The 17,720-nt window shown below is 68.4% G+C and carries 20 protein-coding genes; 12 read left to right on the plus strand and 8 right to left on the minus strand.

The features are described 5' to 3' along the window. The coding region (locus DMB80_RS17865; RefSeq protein WP_276131557.1) for a methyltransferase at nt 1-465 on the plus strand (465 nt) is incomplete at its 5' end. Here DMB80_RS17865 and DMB80_RS28840 read toward each other — a convergent pair. Continuing rightward, on the minus strand, nt 462-2,108 hold the full coding sequence (locus DMB80_RS28840; protein ID WP_162938600.1) for a hypothetical protein: 1,647 nt from the start codon (nt 2,106-2,108) through the stop codon (nt 462-464). The two genes, DMB80_RS17865 and DMB80_RS28840, sit on opposite strands and share 4 nt — an antisense overlap. A gap of 107 nt (nt 2,109-2,215) precedes the next feature. Here DMB80_RS28840 and DMB80_RS17875 point away from each other — a divergent pair, with 107 nt between their 5' ends. Continuing rightward, entirely contained in the window at nt 2,216-2,632 is a 417-nt protein-coding gene (locus DMB80_RS17875) for a RidA family protein (RefSeq protein WP_420812199.1), read from the plus strand. On the opposite strand, the gene DMB80_RS17880 is transcribed toward DMB80_RS17875, so the two are convergent. Further along, nucleotides 2,569-2,952 (minus strand): DUF952 domain-containing protein, encoded by a 384-nt coding sequence (locus tag DMB80_RS17880; protein ID WP_111511091.1) that lies wholly within the window; start codon nt 2,950-2,952, stop codon nt 2,569-2,571. The two genes, DMB80_RS17875 and DMB80_RS17880, sit on opposite strands and share 64 nt — an antisense overlap. Nucleotides 2,953-3,084: 132 nt before the next feature. Here DMB80_RS17880 and DMB80_RS17885 point away from each other — a divergent pair, with 132 nt between their 5' ends. Together DMB80_RS17885 and DMB80_RS17890 are read left to right on the plus strand one after the other, a co-directional pair. Continuing rightward, nucleotides 3,085-3,276, plus strand: coding sequence for a DUF7455 domain-containing protein (locus tag DMB80_RS17885; RefSeq protein ID WP_046365044.1), 192 nt, complete (start codon nt 3,085-3,087; stop codon nt 3,274-3,276). A 27-nt stretch (nt 3,277-3,303) separates the two neighbouring features. Next, nucleotides 3,304-4,320, plus strand: coding sequence for a YihY/virulence factor BrkB family protein (locus DMB80_RS17890; RefSeq protein ID WP_111511092.1), 1,017 nt, complete (start codon nt 3,304-3,306; stop codon nt 4,318-4,320). Here the strand turns inward: DMB80_RS17890 and DMB80_RS17895 are convergent. Further along, nucleotides 4,310-4,546 carry a DUF3039 domain-containing protein gene (locus DMB80_RS17895; protein WP_111511093.1) on the minus strand — a complete coding sequence of 79 codons (237 nt, stop codon included), beginning with the start codon at nt 4,544-4,546 and terminating at the stop codon, nt 4,310-4,312. The genes DMB80_RS17890 and DMB80_RS17895 overlap by 11 nt on opposite strands. Before the next feature lie 59 nt (nt 4,547-4,605). Between DMB80_RS17895 and DMB80_RS17900 the strand changes: the two genes are divergently transcribed. From DMB80_RS17900 to DMB80_RS17910, 3 genes are all read left to right on the plus strand, one after another. Then, nucleotides 4,606-5,025 carry a DUF3099 domain-containing protein gene (locus tag DMB80_RS17900; protein ID WP_420812200.1) on the plus strand — a complete coding sequence of 140 codons (420 nt, stop codon included), beginning with the start codon at nt 4,606-4,608 and terminating at the stop codon, nt 5,023-5,025. 147 nt (nt 5,026-5,172) lie between these two features. Continuing rightward, nucleotides 5,173-6,132 carry a sigma-70 family RNA polymerase sigma factor SigB gene (sigB, locus tag DMB80_RS17905; RefSeq protein WP_046365040.1) on the plus strand — a complete coding sequence of 320 codons (960 nt, stop codon included), beginning with the start codon at nt 5,173-5,175 and terminating at the stop codon, nt 6,130-6,132. Nucleotides 6,133-6,270: 138 nt separating this feature from the next. After that, the gene (locus DMB80_RS17910) at nt 6,271-6,960 is read left to right on the plus strand and encodes an iron-dependent transcriptional repressor DtxR (protein WP_046365039.1); all 690 of its coding nucleotides are present in this window, start codon (nt 6,271-6,273) and stop codon (nt 6,958-6,960) included. 3 nt (nt 6,961-6,963) lie between these two features. Here the strand turns inward: DMB80_RS17910 and DMB80_RS17915 are convergent, their stop codons facing one another. Beyond that, nucleotides 6,964-8,013 carry a DUF4192 domain-containing protein gene (locus DMB80_RS17915; protein ID WP_111511095.1) on the minus strand — a complete coding sequence of 350 codons (1,050 nt, stop codon included), beginning with the start codon at nt 8,011-8,013 and terminating at the stop codon, nt 6,964-6,966. Between the two features lie 172 nt (nt 8,014-8,185). Between DMB80_RS17915 and sthA the strand changes: the two genes are divergently transcribed. Beyond that, entirely contained in the window at nt 8,186-9,592 is a 1,407-nt protein-coding gene (gene sthA, locus DMB80_RS17920; RefSeq protein ID WP_172835628.1) for a Si-specific NAD(P)(+) transhydrogenase, read from the plus strand. A 4-nt stretch (nt 9,593-9,596) separates the two neighbouring features. Here sthA and DMB80_RS17925 read toward each other — a convergent pair whose 3' ends face one another. Further along, nucleotides 9,597-10,418, minus strand: a complete 822-nt coding sequence (locus DMB80_RS17925; protein ID WP_111511154.1) for a trypsin-like serine peptidase — start codon at nt 10,416-10,418, stop codon at nt 9,597-9,599. 175 nt (nt 10,419-10,593) lie between these two features. Between DMB80_RS17925 and DMB80_RS17930 the strand changes: the two genes are divergently transcribed. The 3 genes from DMB80_RS17930 to DMB80_RS17940 all read left to right on the plus strand — a co-directional run bounded on the left by DMB80_RS17930 (nt 10,594) and on the right by DMB80_RS17940 (nt 13,417). Then, nucleotides 10,594-11,583 (plus strand): proteasome assembly chaperone family protein, encoded by a 990-nt coding sequence (locus DMB80_RS17930; RefSeq protein ID WP_111511096.1) that lies wholly within the window; start codon nt 10,594-10,596, stop codon nt 11,581-11,583. A gap of 67 nt (nt 11,584-11,650) precedes the next feature. Continuing rightward, nucleotides 11,651-12,673, plus strand: coding sequence for an alpha/beta fold hydrolase (locus DMB80_RS17935; RefSeq protein WP_111511097.1), 1,023 nt, complete (start codon nt 11,651-11,653; stop codon nt 12,671-12,673). Nucleotides 12,674-12,730: 57 nt separating this feature from the next. Then, entirely contained in the window at nt 12,731-13,417 is a 687-nt protein-coding gene (locus tag DMB80_RS17940; RefSeq protein ID WP_111511098.1) for a PhzF family phenazine biosynthesis protein, read from the plus strand. Between the two features lie 35 nt (nt 13,418-13,452). Here DMB80_RS17940 and nrdR read toward each other — a convergent pair whose 3' ends face one another. Then, nucleotides 13,453-13,917, minus strand: a complete 465-nt coding sequence (nrdR, locus tag DMB80_RS17945) for a transcriptional regulator NrdR (RefSeq protein ID WP_046365049.1) — start codon at nt 13,915-13,917, stop codon at nt 13,453-13,455. A 156-nt stretch (nt 13,918-14,073) separates the two neighbouring features. Beyond that, complete coding sequence (locus tag DMB80_RS28410; RefSeq protein ID WP_240431256.1) at nt 14,074-14,562, minus strand: LysM peptidoglycan-binding domain-containing protein; 489 nt, start codon at nt 14,560-14,562, stop codon at nt 14,074-14,076. Between the two features lie 220 nt (nt 14,563-14,782). Here DMB80_RS28410 and lexA point away from each other — a divergent pair, with 220 nt between their 5' ends. Further along, complete coding sequence (lexA, locus tag DMB80_RS17955) at nt 14,783-15,490, plus strand: transcriptional repressor LexA (RefSeq protein ID WP_111511099.1); 708 nt, start codon at nt 14,783-14,785, stop codon at nt 15,488-15,490. A 20-nt stretch (nt 15,491-15,510) separates the two neighbouring features. On the opposite strand, the gene DMB80_RS17960 is transcribed toward lexA, so the two are convergent. Next, nucleotides 15,511-17,667, minus strand: coding sequence for a sunset domain-containing protein (locus tag DMB80_RS17960; protein ID WP_111511100.1), 2,157 nt, complete (start codon nt 17,665-17,667; stop codon nt 15,511-15,513). Nucleotides 17,668-17,720 lie beyond the last annotated feature (53 nt).

The following is a 17,720-nucleotide window of genomic DNA, read 5'->3' on the forward strand; positions in this document are numbered from 1 at the left end:
GTACTGGCGACCATTCTGCAGAGTGCGCCGCAGGCGCGCGGAGTGCTGTTCGATCTCCCCGCAGTGGTCGAGGGGGCGGGGCGGGTCTTCGACGCCGCCGGGGTGGCAGGGCGCGCGAGCGTCGAGAGCGGATCGTTTCTCGACAGCGTGCCCGCCGGCGCCGACCTCTACGTGATGAAGAACGTCATCCACGACTGGGACGACGAGCACTCCCTCACGATTCTGCGCAACATCCGGACCGGCATCGACGCCGACGGCAGGCTCGTCCTGTTGGAAATGGTGCTGCCCGAGCGCGCGACCTCGTTCATCGGCCACATGCTGGACCTCGAGATGCTGCTGATGCTGCACGGTCGGGAACGCACCCGATCCGAGTACTCAGAGTTGCTGCGCCAGGCCGGTTTTCGACTGACGAAAGTGATCCCGACAGTCAGTCCGCTGTCGGTGATCGAGGCGGTGCCCGCTTAGTCCGCGCGGTTACCCGCCCCGCCTGCGCCGCCGCTGCCGCCGGCACCGCCGGACGTACCACTTCCGGCGCTGCCGGCGCTGCCCGATGCACCGGCCCCGCCGGCGTTGTCGCCGCGGGAACCACCGCTGCCGCCGCGGCCACCGACACCGCCCGCGCCTCCGCCGCCGGTCGATCCGCCGGCGCCGTCGCTGCCGGCAGAGTTCTGTTCCTCGCTACCTGCGCCGCCGCGCCCCCCGGCGCCGCCGGTGCCCCCGGCACCACCGGTTCCGCCACGGCCGCCCGCACCGCCGTCGCCACCGTCACCGTCGGTCACGGTCCCGCGCACCGGATCGGACACGTCGACCCCGCCGTCGCCGCCGTCTCCTCCGATTCCGCCCGCCGCGCCGGTGCCACCTCGACCGCCAGAACCACCGGCTCCGCCGGCACCACCGGTGCCCGTGAGCCGGCCCGCGCGACCGCCGGCGCCTCCTGCGCCTCCTGACGCACCCGTGCCGCCCGTCGCACCGGTACCGCCGGCCCCGCCGTTGCCGCCGGCACCGCCGAAGCCGACCGTGGATCCGATGTCGACGTTGCCACCGTCGCCGCCGTCGCCACCCCGCGCGCCGGTGCCGCCCACGCCGCCGTTACCGCCCCGGCCACCGAACGCGGCTGCGCCGGGCGCGACCTGCTGGGCCAGCCCCGCGCTTCCGCCGTCGCCGCCCATGCCGCCGCCGGCGCCGTTGCCGCCGTCTCCGCCGTCGCCGCTGATCGTGAACAGGTGACGACCGAAAAGTCCGCGGGCGCCCTGGCCGGTGCCACCCTGGCCGCCGGACTGGTTGCTGCCCGTGGCTCCGTCGCCGCCGCGACCACCCGTGGCGCCCGTGATGGCTCCGTCGACGACGGCACCGGCGAACGGCGACCCGGAGGTGCCCAGATAGCTGGGGTTGCCAGTGGCGGCACGACCGACGGGAGCCGGATTGTCGCCGTCGAGGCCCACCCCGCCCTTGCCGCCGTTTCCGCCATTGCCACCGTTGCCGTAGAGGCGTCCGGCCGCACCGCCGGCGCCACCCTTTCCGCCGGCCATGCCCGGTCCGCCGTCTGCGCCGTTGCCGCCGTCACCACCGTTTCCGGTGTCGGCGAAGCGCCCGGCGTTCCCACCGGCACCGCCGTCCTGGCCGGGAGAAGTGCCGTCTCCCCCGCGGCCGCCGTTTCCGCCAAGAAGTCCGCCGTTGCCACCTTTGCCACCGTTGGCGCCGTCGCCGCCGTCTCCCCAGAGCAGACCGCCATTGCGTCCGTTGCAGGCGGCGCCTGTGCAGTCCAGCGGCGCGTCGGCGCCATCGCCGATCAGCCAGCCGCCAGGGCCGACCATCGTCGGCCTCGGGATCGCCGACGTGCGGGTGGTCGATGCCACAGATGCGTCCCGACGATCCGATCCCGCCCAACCGAACAGCCAGAGTTGTTCATTGCCAGCACCTTCGGGCGACAGCGAACTTTCCGTCGAGGTCAGCACGACATCCAGACGCGGAGGTGCGCCGTGGCCGGGCGACAGGCTCAAGACGACGCCGATGCCCATCATGGCCGCGCCACCGGTGCCGGCTGCCAGCCATTGACCGACAGTCGTCCGCCCGCCCATTTTCTTCGTCCCGTGCCCCTCGTTGGGCATGCGCGATCCCCCCGCCGCTTTGCTTGTGAATTGCTGAGATCTAACCGGCAAATCCGCGCGAGAGTCAATAGGCGCGCCGGGTCATGTCGGCGCATATGGTCTGCGGCGTGCACCATCGCGTCACCGTGTCCTCAGGCTCCCCGTTCGAAGACCGCGTCGGCTACTCCCGCGCGGTGCGGGTCGGGCCGTTCGTCGCAGTCGCCGGCACCACTGCACCCGGCCCGACCGCGAGCGCTCAGACCAGAGAAGCTCTGCAGCGCATCGCCGCCGCACTCGCCGAGGTGGGCGCGTCCCTGTCCGATGTCGTCCGGACTCGCATCTTCGTCACCGACATCGCGTCGTGGCCCGAGGTGGGCGCGGTGCACGCGGAGGTCTTCGGGGCGATCCGCCCCGCGGCGACCATGGTCGAGGTGTCGGCGCTGATCGATCCGGGTCTCGTCGTCGAGATCGAAGCCGACGCCTACGTCACGGGCGGGGACGAGGACGGTAGCGGGGCGAACACCCCGTCCGAACCCGGGGCGTAGGGAGTGACGCGGATCACAGCCGCAACCGGCAGTTCTCCGTACAAATGTGGGAACTCCATGCCATCTGGGTCAGTCGGAACCCCCGGCTCCCAGCGAACAGGAGATGTCAGGTGTGCCCCGTCGATGTGCAGCAGCACCAGGTCCGTGCGACCGGCGAAGAGCCGGTTCGCGGGCAGATGGACCTGCTCGGGCGTGGACAGGTGCACGAACCCCACATCGGTCAACGACGAGGGCCGGTGCGCTCCGCACCTCATCGCAGCCGCCCACTCGTCAGAAGTGCACAGGTGCACATAGTCCGCGACGCCTGCCGAACTCGGCATACCAGCCGCCTTTCCGAGTCGTCAATCGGACGGCCGTGAGACACGACACACCCGTAAACCCCCGGGGAACAAGGCCGAAACCCCGAGCGTCTGACACAGTAGAACTACGTCGCTACACCCTATGGAGGTGCCATGACCGCAACGCTCACCAGTCCGGAATTGACCAGGGCTGATCGCTGCGACCGGTGTGGAGCGGCGGCCAAGGTACGTGCCAAGCTCCCGTCAGGTGCCGAGCTGCTGTTCTGCCAACACCACGCCAACGAGCACGAAGCCAAGCTCGTCGCGCTGGCTGCGGTGCTCGAAGTGAGCCCGGTGGAGTCGTAGCCCGAAATTCGGCATGCTGGGCTGGTCATGAGTGACCAGTCTTCGCGCTCGGGTGACCGACCGCCCCGCGCCACCCCGTCTCGTCATCACGTCAGGCAGATCTCACTGAGAGCTTTGTCGAAGAGTTGGGACGATTCGATTTTCTCCGAATCGGCTCAGGCTGCTTTCTGGTGCGCGCTGTCTCTGCCGCCATTGCTGCTCGGCATGCTGGGCAGTTTGGCCTACATCGCGCCTCTGTTCGGTCCCGACACCCTGCCGGTGATCGAGAACCAGCTGATCAGCACTGCGGGACGGTTCTTCTCGCCCAACGTGGTCAGCGAGATCATCGAGCCGACGGTGCGCGACATCGTCAGGGGTGCCCGGGGCGAGGTCGTGTCGATCGGCTTCGTGATCTCGCTGTGGGCGGGGTCGTCGGCGGTCTCGGCATTCGTGGACTCGATCACCGAGGCGCACGATCAGACACCTTTGCGGCACCCCGTGCGGCAGCGGTTCTATGCGCTGGGGCTCTACGTCGTCATGCTGGTCGGGGCGATCGCCACGGCGCCGTTCCTGGCGCTCGGCCCCCGCAAGATCGCCGAGTTCATCCCCGACAGCTGGGACAACGTACTGCGCTTCGGGTACTACCCGGTGCTTTTCGTGGCGATCACCGTGGGAGTCCTCATCCTGTACCGGGTGTCCCTCCCCCGGCCGCTGCCCACGCATCGACTGATTCTGGGTTCCGTGTTGGCGACCACGGTGTTCCTCGTCGCCACCTGGGGTCTGCGGGTCTACCTGACCTGGATCACGAGCACCGGATACACCTACGGCGCGCTCGCCACGCCGATCGCGTTTCTTCTCTTCGCGTTCTTCCTCGGGTTCGCGATCATGATCGGGGCGGAACTCAACGCTGCGATCCAGGAGGAATGGCCCGCTCCGGCCACCCACGTCAACCGCGCACGTGAATGGCTGGAGGCGCGAACGGAAGCGGCGCGCGGCAATGGGTCCGTGCCGGCCGGCGCCCCCACGGCGCCGGCAGTGCAGGAATCCGACGCCGCTACTTCTTGAGTTGTTCGTAGATGCGCTTGCAGTCCGGGCACACCGGCGATCCCGGCTTGGCCGAACGGGTCACGGGGAACACCTCACCGCACAACGCGACCACATGCGTGCCCATGACGGCACTCTCGGCGATCTTGTCCTTCTTGACGTAGTGGAAGACCTTCGGGGTGTCGTCGTCGGTCCCGTCGTCGACGCGTTCGTCGGTGTCGGTGCGTTCGATCGTCTGGGTTTGCATGAAGCCATTCTGCCTGGGAATGAATCGGTAATAAGTGCGGCAGGCATTGCTTGCTCCCGATGTGGAACAGTGGAGATATGAAACAAGGCCAAGAGCTGAGTTTCGACGACGAGGGCCAGCCCGTACTCATCACCAGGGCCGCCCCCGCCTACGAGGAACAGCACCGTCAGCGGGTGCGGAAGTACCTGGCATTGATGTCCTTCCGCATCCCGTCACTCATCCTTGCCGCGGTCGCCTACGGCATCTGGCACAACGGCCTCATCTCGCTGGCCATCGTCGTGGTGGCGATCCCGCTGCCGTGGATGGCCGTCCTGATCGCCAACGATCGGCCGCCACGGCGCGCCGAGGAGCCGCGCCGCTACCAGAACCAGACGCGCATCCCGCTCTTCCCGACCGCGGAGCGGCCCGCACTCGATATCCGCCCTCCGCGCGCACCGCAACCGGATCCGGCCGATTCCGACGGCGACTTCCGCAGCTGAGCGCGTTCTTGCTCATTTCTCAGCACATTCTCAGGTCGTGCCCGAATAACCGCTGATCAGAAGGTGTGAAGCGGATCCATCGTGGGAACTCTGAGCGGGTCTGGGGCGTTGTAGCTCTTGAAAGTTCCACCCGATCAGGAGGCCGTCATGGCAAATGCCACCACCAGCCGCATGGACCAAGACCTCGACGCTCAGTCCCCCGCCGCCGACTTGGTGCGGGTGTATCTGAACGGGATCGGGAAGACGGCTCTGCTCAACGCCGCCGACGAGGTCGAGCTGGCCAAGCGGATCGAGGCGGGGCTCTACGCACAACACCTTCTCGCGACTCGTAAGCGGTTGGGCGAGAACCGCAAACGCGATCTCGCCGCAGTGGTTCGCGACGGCGAAGCTGCCCGGCGCCACCTCTTGGAAGCCAACCTGCGGCTCGTGGTGTCGCTGGCCAAGCGCTACACCGGCCGCGGGATGCCGCTGCTCGACCTGATCCAGGAGGGCAACCTCGGGCTGATCCGCGCGATGGAGAAGTTCGACTACAGCAAGGGTTTCAAGTTCTCGACCTACGCCACCTGGTGGATTCGTCAGGCGATCACCCGCGGGATGGCCGACCAGAGCCGCACCATCCGCCTCCCCGTGCATCTGGTCGAGCAGGTCAACAAGCTCGCCCGCATCAAGCGCGAAATGCACCAGAACCTGGGCCGCGAGGCCACCGATGAGGAGCTGGCGGCCGAGTCCGGCATTCCGGTCGAGAAGATCAACGATCTCCTCGAGCACAGCCGGGACCCGGTGAGCCTCGACATGCCGGTCGGCAGCGACGAGGAAGCACCGCTGGGCGACTTCATCGAAGACGCCGAGGCGATGTCGGCGGAGAACGCCGTGATCTCCGAGCTGCTGCACACCGACATCCGGTACGTGCTGGCCACTCTCGACGAACGCGAACAGCAGGTGATCCGGCTGCGCTTCGGGCTCGACGACGGGCAGCCGCGCACGCTCGACCAGATCGGCAAGCTCTTCGGCCTGTCGCGCGAGCGGGTGCGCCAGATCGAGCGGGAAGTGATGGCCAAGCTGCGCAACGGCGAACGCGCGGACCGGCTCCGCTCGTACGCCAGCTGACCTTGTTCTGCCAGTGAGCCCGTCGGACCACCCGGCGGGCTCACTGCCGTGCGGCCCGGTGTGGCCCGGGTCGCTGCAGGAAGAGCCGCTATCGACTGCGGTGGCCGGTAGACTCGCCCCCGACGGAGGGCTATGCGAATGAACGATCTTGTCGACACCACCGAGATGTATCTGCGAACCATCTACGACCTCGAGGAAGAGGGCGTGGTACCGCTGCGCGCACGCATCGCCGAGCGCCTCGAGCAGAGTGGCCCCACCGTCAGCCAGACCGTGTCGCGGATGGAGCGCGACGGACTGCTCCGCGTCGCCGGAGACCGGCACCTCGAGCTGACCGACAAGGGCCGCGCACTGGCCGTGGCCGTGATGCGCAAACACCGCCTCGCCGAACGGCTCCTGGTCGATGTGATCGGCCTGCCCTGGGAAGAAGTGCATGCCGAAGCGTGCCGCTGGGAGCACGTCATGAGCGTGGACGTCGAGCGCCGCCTGGTGCAGGTCCTCGACAATCCGACGACGTCGCCCTTCGGCAACCCGATTCCGGGCCTGTCCGAGCTCGGCGTCGACAGCCTGCTGGACGAGACGCGCAACCTGGCCCGCCTGACCGAGATGCCCGCCGGCATGCCCGTTGCGGTGGTGGTGCGCCAGCTCACCGAGCACGTCCAGGGCGACGTCGATCTGATCGCTCGGCTCAAAGACGCCGGCGTCGTGCCCAACGCGCGGGTGACTGTCGAGGTCAACGACCACGGTGGCGTGATGATCGTGATCCCGGGCCACGAGCAGGTCGAACTCCCCCACGAGATGGCGCACGCCGTCAAGGTCGAGAAGGTCTGACGCTCATCCGGCCCGCCGGCCGAACGTCTGGCGCGGAGGCAGCCGGACACCGAGTTGCGCGGCGAGTCGATACCCCGTTCGCGCCAGCTCCCTGATCTGCTCCGGGCGTAGCCCCGACTGCAGAGCCTGATCGAGCATCCCGGCCATCCGGTGGAGCGGCTGGCAGCGCAGTGCGGCGTCCAGCGATATCCCGGCCAAGGGCCCGTCTCCGCGCGCGTATGCCGAGAATGCCAGCAGGACAAGGGCTTCCACGCGCCACGGGGCGGGGAGTCGGCGTGACAGCTCGGCCCACAGCGCCTCGGCCATGCCGGCGCGGTCGCCGACGGCGAGCGCGTAGAGCGTGTCCCGCACTCGCGGATCGGTCAACGACAGCGCCAACCGGCTGGCCTGCTCGTCGCGGACCGGGTCACCGCTCGCGAGTTGTTCGGCGCACTCCAGGGCGTGCTCGATGTCGCTGCGTGCGCACGCACACGCGCGGGCACCCTTGAGCGGTCCGGCCGCCTCGATCATCTGCGCGAGCACGGCGCTGTGCGCAGGATCGGTGACGGCGACGACATCGAGCAGCTCGTCGCGACGGGCATAGAGCCGCCGGCCGTCCAGCACCGCCGCCGCAGCGACAGGTGACGCACTCGGGTCCTCGACCGCGCCGGTCGCACCGCAGCCGTCCGCGCAGCTCCAACGCCCACCAGCGGCCACGACGTCACACACGTGCGCGGCGAGCAACTCGATGCCCCATCGCGCCGCCTCCACCGCCAGGTCGCTCGCCCATTCCCGATACAGGTCTTTGCACATGGGGCAGCTGGCACCCTCGGCGTCGACGATCACCGCGATCACGGCCTCCGCGCCCGCTGCGGCCGCCAGCTCGGCCAGGTGTGGCACGCACGTCTCCCGCGGCTCGGACAGATCGGCACGCATGACCGCGCCCATCTCGTCGTCGACAACGGTGACGAGCACGATCGATTTCTCGGGCACGAAGCCGAGCACGGCGGGCAGCGCCGCGATCAGGGCACCAGGCCGGTCGAGGGGTGCGTCGGGGTGTGGTGTTGAGGACATACCGCCAACCTGGCAACTGACTCCGACACCGTGGCGCTGTGCCCGCTGCGGTCGCACCGAACTGGGGATGAAATCGGCTTTGGGGACAACGCCGCGGCAGTGTTCACGAGAAGTTGACCTCCGCCGGCATGCGTAGCCGGCGTACAGGCGCAAGTCTGTCTGCATGGCTTCGATGCTGGAATACGACCTGGTGGTCATCGGTTCGGGTCCGGGAGGGCAGAAGGCCGCGATCGCCGCCGCCAAACTCGGCAAATCGGTGGCGGTCATCGAGCGCGGACGCATGCTCGGCGGCGTCTGCGTCAACACCGGCACCATCCCGTCCAAGACGCTGCGCGAGGCGGTCGTCTACCTGACGGGTATGAGCCAGCGCGAGCTCTACGGCGCGAGCTACCGGGTCAAGGACAAGATCACTCCGGCCGATCTGCTGGCCCGCACCACCCACGTCATCGGCAAGGAACAGGACGTCGTGCGCTCCCAGCTGATGCGCAACCGGATCGACCTGATCTCCGGGCACGGCCGGTTCGTCGACGCACACACCATCGAGGTCGAGGACCCCGAACGCCGCGAGCACACCACGGTGAAAGGTCGGTACATCGTGCTGGCCACCGGGACGAAACCCGCCCGCCCGCCGGGAGTGGAGTTCGACGACGAACGCGTTCTCGACTCCGACGGCATCCTCGACCTCAAGACCCTGCCGACGTCCATGGTCGTCGTCGGTGCCGGCGTGATCGGCATCGAGTACGCGTCGATGTTCGCCGCGCTGGGAACCAAGGTGACCGTCGTCGAGAAACGCGACGCCATGCTCGAGTTCTGCGACCCCGAGATCATCGAATCGCTGAAATTCCATCTGCGGGACCTGGCCGTCACGTTCCGCTTCGGCGAGGAGGTGACCGCCGTCGACGTCGGCTCCAGCGGCACGGTGACGACGCTGGCCAGCGGCAAGAAGATCCCCGCGGAGACGGTCATGTACTCCGCGGGCCGGCAAGGCCAGACCGAGCATCTCGACCTCGCCAACGCCGGCCTGGAAGCCGACGCCCGCGGCCGGATCTTCGTCGACGACAACTTCTGCACCAAGGTCGACCACATCTACGCCGTCGGCGACGTCATCGGGTTCCCCGCGCTGGCGGCCACCTCGATGGACCAGGGCCGGTTGGCGGCCTACCACGCCTTCGGGGAGCCGTGCCACGGGATGACGGAGCTGCAGCCGATCGGGATCTACTCCATCCCCGAGGTGTCCTACGTCGGCGCGACCGAAGTGCAGCTGACCAATGACGCCGTGCCCTACGAGGTGGGGGTGTCCCGATACCGGGAGCTCGCGCGGGGGCAGATCGCCGGCGATTCCTACGGAATGCTCAAGCTGCTGGTGTCGACCGAAGACCTGTCGCTGCTGGGGGTGCACATCTTCGGCAGCAGCGCGACGGAGCTGGTGCACATCGGGCAGGCGGTGATGGGATGCGGCGGGACCATCGAGTACCTGGTCGACGCGGTGTTCAACTATCCGACGTTCTCCGAGGCGTACAAGGTGGCGGCGCTGGACGTGATGAACAAGTTGCGCGCACTCAAGCAGTTCGGCGTCTGAGGCCTCAGCTACAGCCGTCGTCGAAACTCGCCGGCGGGTCGTCCGACGGTCCACCCGCTTCCGCACGCGCCACGAGCGCGCGAACGGCGTCTCCGAAGGCCGGCGTGTAGGACACCTCGTCGCGGCAACCCCCGCCGTCGAGACCACCGATGATCCCCACCACGGTCGAACCCACCTCCCACGGCGCGCCGGAGAAGCCGGCCACGATGCCGTCGCAGTGCACGACCGGGAACCCGTCGCGCGGGGGTGCGGTCGGCGCGGAGCACGCGGTCGGCCCACCCCCGACGCCGAAGCCGTAGCCGACGACTGTCACGGCCGTGCCGGGCGCAGGTGTACTGCCCAGCTGTAGACCGCCGCCGGCCAACGATCGCAGGGAGTCACCATCGTTGCGGCTCACCCGGGCGACGGCGATGTCAGCGGCCGGATCCTGATCGGCCAACCAGCGCGGATCGAGATAGATGGCGTCGAGCCGCCACCGGGCATCGGGCGAAGCCGCCTCGGAGAAGCCGGGCACGAACGTGGTGTCCGAGCCGTCGGTGACGCAGTGGGCGGCCGTGAGGATCAGGTCGGCAACCGCGGATTCGAGCACCGAGGCCGTGCAGAAATGCACATCGTCCGTGCCGTAGAACAGCGCCCCCATGCGGGGATCCGGGGACACCGGATGCGCGGCCCCCGGCGCCGTGTCGGTGGCCGTCGGCACTGCTGCCGCCGGCGCAGGATCGGCGTCGCCCGCCGACGGCGGAGCCGGGTAGGCGGTACCGCACGCGGTCAGCGTGGCCGTGGCGAGCACGGCCAGCGCGGGCCGGACGCAGGCGAACAGGCGCATACCGTCCGATGATCCTCCATGTGGCGTTTTCGTGACGGTCGACGAGGGTAGATCGGCCTCGACGCCGCGGAATGTCACATCGGTGCACGGTTGTTCGAAGACATGGGTGAGATGGCCGCCCACTGGTGAGGGACACTGGTCCTGGAAACCGCGACACGGACAGGAGGCGAGGGACATGGCTGACGAGACTGAATCCGGTCAGCACTATCAACCCGAGCAGACAGGTATGTACGAGCTCGAGTTCCCGGCGCCCTCGCTGTCCTCCGCCGATGGTCGCGGACCGGTGTTGATCCACGCACTGGAAGGCTTCTCCGACGCGGGCAGGGCCATCAAGCTGGCCGCCGAGCATTTGAAGACCACACTCGACACCGAACTGGTGGCCTCGTTCGCGATCGACGAGCTGCTCGACTATCGGTCGCGGCGCCCGCTGATGACGTTCAAGACCGATCACTTCACCAGCTACGAGGAGCCGGAGCTCAACCTGTACGCGGTGCGCGACAGTGTCGGCACGCCTTTCCTGTTGCTGGCCGGGCTCGAGCCCGATCTGCGCTGGGAGCGGTTCATCACCGCAGTGCGATTGCTGTCGGAGCAACTGGCGGTGCGGCGAGTGATCGGCTTGGGCGCGATCCCGATGGCCGTGCCGCACACCCGTCCGATCACCCTGACTGCGCACGCCAACGACAAAGAGCTGATCTCCGAACACCAGCCCTGGGTCGGGGAGGTGGCGGTGCCGGGCAGCGTGTCCAATCTGCTGGAGTTCCGGATGGCCCAGCACGGACACGAGGTCGTCGGTTTCAGCGTCCACGTGCCGCACTACCTGGCTCAGACCGACTATCCGGCGGCGGCGGAGACACTGCTGGCAGAGGTGGCGCGCAGCGCGTCGCTGCAGATCCCCACCGCCGACCTGAGCCGGGCGGCCGCGGAGGCCGCCGAGAAGGTGAACGAGCAGGTGGCTGCGAGCGCGGAGGTCGCTCAAGTGGTGGACGCCTTGGAGAGGCAATACGATGCGTTCGTTGCCGCACAGGAGAACCGGTCCCTCCTCGCGCGCGACGAGGAACTGCCCAGCGGCGACGAACTCGGCGCCGAATTCGAGCGGTTCCTCGCCCAGCAGGCCGGCGAGTACCAGAAGGACAAAGACAAGGACGATCCCCGGGACAGTTCGTAATCGTCCCGGGTCCACACGGGTCCCGTCCCGACGACGAAGTGGGCGACATGACAAGTGACTGCGGGCGATGACCGAGCGCAAACCGAACCTGCGCACGGTGCGGGAACTGACACCGACGCTGCAGTACCGCACGATCCACGGCTACCGACGGGCATACCGCATCGCTGGGTCCGGCCCCGCCATTCTGTTGATCCACGGAATCGGTGACAACTCGACCACGTGGAGCACGGTGCAGACTGCGCTGGCGCAGCGGTTCACCGTGATCGCACCTGACCTCCTCGGCCACGGGAAGTCCGACAAGCCCCGCGCGGACTACTCGGTGGCCGCCTATGCCAACGGCATGCGGGACCTTCTCAGCGTGCTCGGCATCGACACCGTGACCGTGGTCGGGCACTCGCTCGGCGGCGGCGTGGCCATGCAGTTCGCCTACCAGTTCCCGCAGTTGGTGGATCGGCTGATCCTCGTCGGCGCCGGCGGGGTGACCAAGGATGTCAACATCGCGCTGCGGGTGGCATCGCTGCCGATGGGCACCGAAGCGCTGGCGTTGCTGCGCCTGCCGCTGGTGCTCCCGGCGCTGCAGCTCGTGGGCCGGCTGGGTGGGGCGATGTTCGGTTCCACCGGCGCGGGTCGCGACATTCCCGACATGTTGCGGATCCTCGCCGATCTGCCCGAGCCGACAGCCTCGTCGGCGTTCGCACGGACGCTGCGGGCCGTCGTGGATTGGCGTGGCCAGGTCGTCACGATGCTCGATCGCTGTTATCTGACGCAGTCGGTGCCGGTGCAATTGATCTGGGGCAGCGGTGATTCGGTGATTCCGGTCGGCCATGCCGAGATGGCTCACGCTGCCATGCCGGGTTCGCAGCTCGAAATCTTCCCCGGCTCAGGGCATTTTCCGTTCCACGACGATCCCGACCGGTTCGTCGAGGTGGTGGAAAAGTTCATCGACGGGACGCAACCCGCCGTCTACGACCAGGAATACCTGCGGACGCTGCTGCGGACGGGGATCGAGGAGAGCGCCCTGTCCGGCCCGGCAGACACGCGCGTCGCCGTTCTCGATGCCATGGGAGCCGACGAGCGCAGCGCCACCTGAGAGCTGCCCCGATCGAGGGGCGGCCGCTGCGGCACATTCACGACGTAGCATCGGCTCATGGCCATCGATGTGACCGTGCTGCGAGTGTTCACCGACGACAACGGTGAGTTCGGCAATCCTCTCGGCGTCATCGACTCCGACACCGTGTCCCCCGCGGACCGGCAGCGTGTTGCCGCCGAATTGGGCTACAGCGAAACGATATTCGTCACGACTCCCGAGCCTGGGACCCGCACCGCGCACGCCCACATCCACACTCCGACCACCGAGATGCCCTTCGCCGGACACCCCACCGTCGGCGCGGCGTGGTGGCTTTCGCAGCACGGCACGCCGATTCGGACGCTACAGGTGCCCGCAGGCATTGTGCAGGTCGACTACTCCGACGAGCTGACCTCGGTGAGCGCGCGCGCCGAATGGGCGCCAGAGTTCGCGATCTATGACATCGACAGTCTCGAGTCGTTGGCGGCTGCCGATCCCGAGGACTACGGCGATGGCGACAAGCATTACCTGTGGACCTGGCTCGACCGGGAAACCGGGACCATTCGGACGCGAATGTTCGCCGCGGGGCTCGGTATCCGCGAAGACGAAGCGACGGGTGCCGCGGCCGTGCGCATCACCGAGTATCTGAGTCGGGACCTGACGATCGTGCAGGGTCGCGGCTCGGTCATCCACACCGTGTGGAGTGCCGAAGGCTGGGTTCAGGTCGCCGGCCGCGTGGTCGAGGACGGTCGGCGCCAGATCGACTGAGCGACCGTCGGCGCAGAGTCGTCGACTGGCGAGCGTCAGCCGCCCGCCGACACCTCGCGGTGCGCACGGAGGGCCTCGATCTCACGCTCGAAGTCTTCGGCCGAAGAGAAGGATCGGTACACCGAGGCGAAACGGAGGTACGCCACTTCGTCGAGATCGCGCAGCGGACCCAGGATCGCGAGACCGACCTCGTTGCTGGGCACCTCGGGAGATCCGGTGGCGCGCACCGCGTCTTCCACCTTCTGCGCGAGAAGGTTGAGTGCGTCGTCGTCGACCTGCCGCCCCTGACAGGCCCGCCGCACCCCTTTGATCACTTTTTCTCGGCTGAACGGCTCGGTGACGCCACTGCGTTTCACCACCGCCAGCACGGCGGTCTCCACCGTCGTGAACCGACGACCACACTCGGGACACGAGCGGCGCCGACGAATCGCCTGGCCCTCGTCTGTCTCCCGCGAATCGACCACCCGCGAATCAGGATGTCGGCAGAACGGACAGTGCACCACTGCTCCTTCACCGCACCGACGGACCGCTTCGAACGTCTTCGAGCGTACCTGCGGTGGCAGCGCGCAGCTCAGCACAGTGCCCATGGGCGCGTTCCAGACCGCTATGTCCACGATCGCCACCACGCTGCCTGTCCGCGAGCCTTGTTGCTGAGGTCAGGCGATCGGAGCGATCAGCGTCTGACCGGCGGTCAGCGCGACCGTCTCGAGTCGGTTGAGCTCGCGGATCTTCGCGACCACGTCCGTCACCGGCGCGTGCGGCGCGACGCGCTGGGCGACCTCCTGCAACGACTCCCCCGTGTGCACCTGAACGACTGCCAACCGGCCCGGCACCTCCGCCTGCGGTCCGACGACGCCGCCCGCCTGGGCCACCAGACCCAACCACAGCGTGATGGCAGCGGCGACGAGCGCCAGCAGCACCGTGGCCGCGGGGGTGATGGGACGGCGTCGGTGCGACGCCCGCGACACCAGGACGCCACTGCCGCGGTACTGCAGCGGCGCACCGCCGGGACGCTGGCGGCGTCCTGGCCGGACCGGCCGGGCAGACCGGCCGACCGGTGCCGCCGAGGTGGCCGGCCCGATCCGCACGGGACGCGCAGTGCGGCGCGCGGGCTGACGGACATCGGCCTCGTGGAGAACGGTCATCTGACTGCCTTTCGATCCGTGGATTCGCTCTTGTGTTCGAACAGTACTCGATCATGTGTTCGATGAATAGAACACGTGATCGAACTGTTGCGAACGCTAACCGAGGGCACCGACAAGTCGATTCGGACCGCCGACGACCCCGCGACAGTCGCCGACACGAGGCCGACACACCTCGAACACATGTTTGATTACTCGTGTCTCGCGCGTTACATTCGTCGTCATGAGCGACGACAGCAGCGACACCACGTCCGGTCCGGAGTCCGCCAACCGACGTGACCGCGGGTCAGGTCTGACCGAGCGTCAGCGCACCATCCTCGAGGTCATCCGCTCCTCGGTGACCACTCGCGGCTATCCGCCGAGCATCCGAGAGATCGGCGACGCCGTCGGCCTGACGTCCACCTCGTCGGTGGCACACCAATTGCGCACGCTCGAACGCAAGGGCTACCTGCGTCGTGACCCGAACCGCCCCAGGGCCGTCGACGTGCGCGGCATCGACGACATTGCCGCCAATCCGGTTGTCGCGACCGAGGTCGCCGGCTCGGACTCCCTGCCGGAGCCCACATTCGTGCCGGTGCTCGGGCGCATCGCGGCCGGTGGACCGATCCTCGCCGAGGAGGCCGTCGAGGACGTGTTCCCGCTGCCCCGCGAGCTCGTCGGCGACGGCTCACTCTTCCTGCTGAAGGTCGTGGGTGAGTCGATGGTCGACGCGGCGATCTGCGACGGCGACTGGGTCGTGGTGCGGCAGCAGAACGTCGCGGACAACGGTGACATCGTCGCCGCCATGATCGACGGCGAAGCCACCGTCAAGACGTTCAAGCGGACGAAGGGGCAGGTGTGGCTCATGCCCCACAACCCGGCCTTCGACCCCATCCCCGGCAACGACGCCGCCGTCCTGGGCAAGGTCGTGACGGTCATCCGCAAGATCTGAGGCGACGCCGACGCGGTTCGTCAGCCTCCGCGGACGAACCCGTTGGTGCGCGCGATCTCCTCTGTCGCGAACCAGATTTCGGCCCGAGCCTCGTCGTAGTCGGCACTCCCGGGGCTCCAGTACAGGCCCGATCGAGTATCGGCTTTGATCGGGTAGCCGTCGGGAATCGCGTCCGGGTCGTCGTCGAGAGGCAGGTGCAGCGCGGTGCCCATCGGGACGATGTCGTCGTCGTCATCGATCCGGGCATGCCTGCCGGTGTCGAGGAGGGCGTCCCGCTCGAAGGCCGGAGCGACGAGAGGCGCCGCGGGCAGTGCCGACGTGACGCCCTCGTCGTGTGAATCGAGACCGTCCGAATCGAGACCGTCCTCGTCGCTCGTCAGCCCCTCGCCTGTCGGCTCCTCGGCCGTCGGCTCCTCGGCCGTCGGCTCCTCGGCAGCCACATCCTCGGCAGCCAGCTCCTCGTCCGTCGGCTCCGCGGGCGTATCGGGCTGCGCGAAATCGTGCTCAGGTGCGGACTGAACCCGGGTCGGCGCGGTATCGATCGAGTCGGGATCGTCCTGCTCGACGAACGGATCGTCAGCCTGATCACCGGAGGCGGAGCGGTCAGCCGCGGAGTCGCTGAGCCCCCACAGATCGAGCCCGCTCGGCTCGTGGCCTTCGCCTGGGGTCGACGGGCGCTCGGAGGATGTCACCGACCCCAGACCCTCACGTGCATAGCGGTCGCCGAACAACGCGTCCTCGCCGACGTCCGCCGGTTCGTGGCCGTAGTCGTGCGCGTCGTGGTCTTCCTGCTGATACGGGGCCGGGGCGAACACGTCGTCGTCCTGACCACCGCGCCGGCGCCGGGCCACCACGAGCCCGACCACGGCGAGCACGAGCAGAACAGGGATGATCGCCAGCAGCCACCATGCCCACTGCGTCCCGGACCCGGAGTCCGCGTCGCCGCCCTGCGCTGACGGCGGGTCCTGCGTCGCCTGCTGTCCGGGGACCTCCAGCCCGGCCAGCTGAGAGGCGAGGTTCGCCGGTTCGGTGCTGAACCGCTTGCTGGCGGTGTCATAGGTGATCGCGCCACCGCTGAACTTCTGGGTGATCGCGTCGCCGTTCTGCGTCTGATCATCGACCGGGGCGCCAAGCTCGCCCGTCGCGCCGCCCAGCTTTTCCCACGCGGCGTTCATGGCACCACGGACGATGACCGCGCCGTAGTCGGGCGTCCAGAAGATCACCGGCTTGTCCGCCGCCGCGAAACTGCTCATCCTGCTCGCCGGGGCGACGCCGCCGTCCACCTCGCCGCTGATCGGGAAGCCGAGGTCTCCCTCCGGGCCGCCCACACTCTCGTACTTGGCCAGCACCTGGCCGGTCACGACGTTGGCGCCGGTAGCGGGGCTGTAGAAGATCTTGCCGTTGACGAAGTTCTGGCCGAGACCGTCGGAGCCGATCTTGTACGGTTCACCGTCGCTGGCGCCCAACGGTCCCAGTGGCCCCCCGGCGGCCCGGCGGGCGGCGTTGATCGCAGCGACCGGGTCGTCCGGCACGGAGAGGTCGGCGAGCTGTCCGGCGAGATCGGCCGGGTCGGTGGTGAACTTCTTGGCACGCGAGTCGTAGGAGACCTGGCCCCCGGTGAACTTCTGCGTCACCACTGGACCGTCGTAGGTCTCGTCTTCGGCGGGGACGCCGAGGACACCCGACGAGCCGCCGAGCCGGTCCCAGGCCGCATTGATCGGCCCGCGGACCACGTGCGCGCCGGTATCCGGTGTCCAGAAGATCACCGGGTTGTCCGGCGCGCTCAACGTGCTGTTGACGCTGGCGGGTGCGCGCCCGGGGCCCTCGTCGATGGTCGGAAAGCCGAGATCGCTGTCGGCGGGCCCGCCGAGCGACTCGTACTTGTCCAAGATGGCACCCTGCATGAAGTGCGCGCCGGTGCTCGGGGTGAAGAACACCTTGCCCGAGGCGAAGCTCTGCGCGAATCCGGATCCGATCGGATAGACATCGCCCGACGGCGGGCCCAGCGGGCCGGTGTCGCCACCGGTGGCCTGCCAGGTGGCGGTGATCGCGTTGCCGGCGTCGACGTCGGGTTGCGCCGTGGCCACAGGCGAGACCAGGAGCGCAGTGGCGACCCCGAGCAATCCGACGGTCCAACGATCAAACCCACGACGGCGCAGCATGAGCTGCCGGGTCATTCATCCTCCCCGTGGTCGGCGACTTGAGTAACTCCATCACGGTTCAGCGAAAA

The organism is Mycobacterium kyogaense, from assembly GCF_003254575.1.
Lineage (GTDB): Bacteria > Actinomycetota > Actinomycetes > Mycobacteriales > Mycobacteriaceae > Mycobacterium > Mycobacterium kyogaense.

Bases quoted from the DNA above. Each gene is read 5' to 3' on its own strand.
- DMB80_RS17925 (WP_111511154.1), bottom strand. From the start codon at position 10,418: ATGCGCCTGTTCGCCTGCGTCCGGCCCGCGCTGGCCGTGCTCGCCACG.
- DMB80_RS28410 (WP_240431256.1), bottom strand. From the start codon at position 14,562: ATGACCGTTCTCCACGAGGCCGATGTCCGTCAGCCCGCGCGCCGCACT.
- DMB80_RS28840 (WP_162938600.1), bottom strand. From the start codon at position 2,108: ATGCCCAACGAGGGGCACGGGACGAAGAAAATGGGCGGGCGGACGACT.
- DMB80_RS17895 (WP_111511093.1), bottom strand. From the start codon at position 4,546: ATGCAAACCCAGACGATCGAACGCACCGACACCGACGAACGCGTCGAC.
- DMB80_RS17890 (WP_111511092.1), top strand. From the start codon at position 3,304: ATGAGTGACCAGTCTTCGCGCTCGGGTGACCGACCGCCCCGCGCCACC.
- DMB80_RS17915 (WP_111511095.1), bottom strand. From the start codon at position 8,013: ATGTCCTCAACACCACACCCCGACGCACCCCTCGACCGGCCTGGTGCC.
- DMB80_RS17910 (WP_046365039.1), top strand. From the start codon at position 6,271: ATGAACGATCTTGTCGACACCACCGAGATGTATCTGCGAACCATCTAC.
- sigB (WP_046365040.1), top strand. From the start codon at position 5,173: ATGGCAAATGCCACCACCAGCCGCATGGACCAAGACCTCGACGCTCAG.
- DMB80_RS17885 (WP_046365044.1), top strand. From the start codon at position 3,085: ATGACCGCAACGCTCACCAGTCCGGAATTGACCAGGGCTGATCGCTGC.
- DMB80_RS17940 (WP_111511098.1), top strand. From the start codon at position 12,731: ATGGCCATCGATGTGACCGTGCTGCGAGTGTTCACCGACGACAACGGT.
- lexA (WP_111511099.1), top strand. From the start codon at position 14,783: ATGAGCGACGACAGCAGCGACACCACGTCCGGTCCGGAGTCCGCCAAC.
- DMB80_RS17960 (WP_111511100.1), bottom strand. From the start codon at position 17,667: ATGACCCGGCAGCTCATGCTGCGCCGTCGTGGGTTTGATCGTTGGACC.
- sthA (WP_172835628.1), top strand. From the start codon at position 8,186: ATGCTGGAATACGACCTGGTGGTCATCGGTTCGGGTCCGGGAGGGCAG.
- DMB80_RS17930 (WP_111511096.1), top strand. From the start codon at position 10,594: ATGGCTGACGAGACTGAATCCGGTCAGCACTATCAACCCGAGCAGACA.
- DMB80_RS17935 (WP_111511097.1), top strand. From the start codon at position 11,651: ATGACCGAGCGCAAACCGAACCTGCGCACGGTGCGGGAACTGACACCG.
- DMB80_RS17880 (WP_111511091.1), bottom strand. From the start codon at position 2,952: ATGCCGAGTTCGGCAGGCGTCGCGGACTATGTGCACCTGTGCACTTCT.
- DMB80_RS17900 (WP_420812200.1), top strand. From the start codon at position 4,606: ATGTGGAACAGTGGAGATATGAAACAAGGCCAAGAGCTGAGTTTCGAC.